2 protein-coding genes are annotated in these 1,933 nt (G+C 41.1%); both read left to right on the forward strand.

Annotation, left to right across the window (positions count from 1 at the left end):
* The first annotated feature begins 158 nt into the window (after positions 1-158).
* Positions 159-983 (forward strand): tyrosine-type recombinase/integrase, encoded by an 825-nt coding sequence (locus tag BD809_RS15500; RefSeq protein ID WP_211356731.1) that lies wholly within the window; start codon positions 159-161, stop codon positions 981-983.
* Positions 983-1,933: IS91 family transposase (locus BD809_RS15505; RefSeq protein WP_148783896.1), on the forward strand; the 951-nt coding region annotated here is incomplete at its 3' end. The genes BD809_RS15500 and BD809_RS15505, both read left to right, overlap by 1 nt.

Here is a 1,933-nt window from a genome sequence, read left to right on the forward strand (position 1 = left end):
TGTTGAACTAAACCTAAAGGTAGCTTTTTGATTTTAATTGTATTAGCTACCTTTAGGAGAGGTTAAATATATAAAGCTTGAAATTATGAAAAAAAAGTGAAACACTCATCGAGAAGGCTTGTAGAATAGTTCCTGAGTTTGCAGAAAATTACAAAAAGTTGCAACGTTCTGTAGAGCTATCAGGTAAAAGCCAGAGTACCCTTACTAATTACGCTCGTTGTTTGTCGCGATTAGTATTACATTTTCAGTGCAGTCCGTTAGAATTAGATCAAGAGCAATTGTTAGATTATCTACATCATCTTAAATCTCAATACAAAACTCCTTCAGAGAGTTTTTTTAAGCATACAATTTACGGACTACGGTATTTGTATCGGATCTATGGTTTGCCCGAACATCGTGTAGTGCTACCTCAGATTGCAGGTTCCAAAAAACTCCCGGTGATTCTTAGTAAACAAGAAGTTCGCCTTTTGATTAAAACTCCTAAGCTTCTTAAACATCGGCTGATGATCGCTATGCTCTACGGATGTGGGTTACGTTGTAGTGAACTGCGTCATATTGAGCTTCAGGATGTGTGGCTCGATAGAATGCAACTGCATATCCGGCAAGGTAAAGGAGGTAAAGATCGGTATGTACCCCTTTGCAGGCTTTTAGTACGCGGAATACATAAGCATCTGGTGTCGGACAAGCCTGTAAAATGGCTTTTTACAGGAAAGAACCCCTCTGGAGCGCCTGTAGCCTTATCCCCCATGGGGGTGCAATGGGTAGTGAAACAAGCACGTCAGCAAAGCGGTATCAAAAAAGCAGTCACTACTCATATCCTGCGACATACCTATGCTACACATTTATTAGAAATGGGATTGGATATTATGACCCTCAAAGAAGTATTGGGACATGTGGATATTCGTACAACCTTGATCTACTTGCATGTTGCTCAGTGTGCCAAGACCGCAGGTTTTAGTCCGCTGGAAAAACTCTATAACTAATGGCACGGGCTACGCTCGAGGTAGCTCAGGTATTAAAGCGCACTAAAGAAAGATTGGAACACTATAGTAGTAATACCTGGCAACTGCGGACCCTACATGCCATCCGGAAATGTAGAACAGCTGCCCTGGGAGGACATATTGATAGCTGTACCAATAGCAGCTGTAATAAACTCCACCTGAGTTACAACAGTTGTCGCAATAGACATTGTCCCAAATGTCAGGGACATAAGCAAGAACTATGGATTAGAAAACGAGAGGAAGAACTTTTAAATGTTCCACATTATCACGTGGTATTTACCTTGCCCGATACTATCAATACGCTATGCTTGTACCGTCCCAAAGAAGTTTATACGCTACTGTTTGCTTCTGCCTGGAGCGTGATAAAAGACTTTGGGAGTAACCCTAAGTTTCTGGGCGCACGTATGGGGATGATTGCTATTTTGCATACTTGGGGACAAAACTTATCGCTACACCCTCATCTGCATTGTATAGTCCCCGGTGGAGGAATGACTGCTGCCGGAAATTGGAAAGATATCGCAAAAGCAAAGTCTGGCTATCGAAAAGCACGCTATTTATTCCCTGTAAAAGCAATGAGTACTGTTTTTAGAGCACGATTCGTAGCGGGGTTAAAAAAGCAATTTGAGCAGCCTATATCTTTTTATGAGGCGCTCTTTAAAAAGAACTGGGTGGTATATTGCAAAGCACCTTTTTATCAGAATAGACACGTGGTAGAATATTTAGGTAGATACACTCATAAAATAGCTATCAGCAATCATCGTATTGTATCGCTTAAAGACAACAAGGTTACTTTTTCTACCAAAGACTATCGAAGGGGTGGTGCAAAATACAAACTGATCTTACCCGATGCCGAGTTCATTAGACGCTTTTGTTTACACATCCTGCCAAAAGGCTTTACCAGAATACGGCATTATGGTATCTTAAGTAGTAGC

It is taken from the genome of Aquimarina intermedia, assembly GCF_008124785.1.
GTDB classification, from domain to species: domain Bacteria; phylum Bacteroidota; class Bacteroidia; order Flavobacteriales; family Flavobacteriaceae; genus Aquimarina; species Aquimarina intermedia.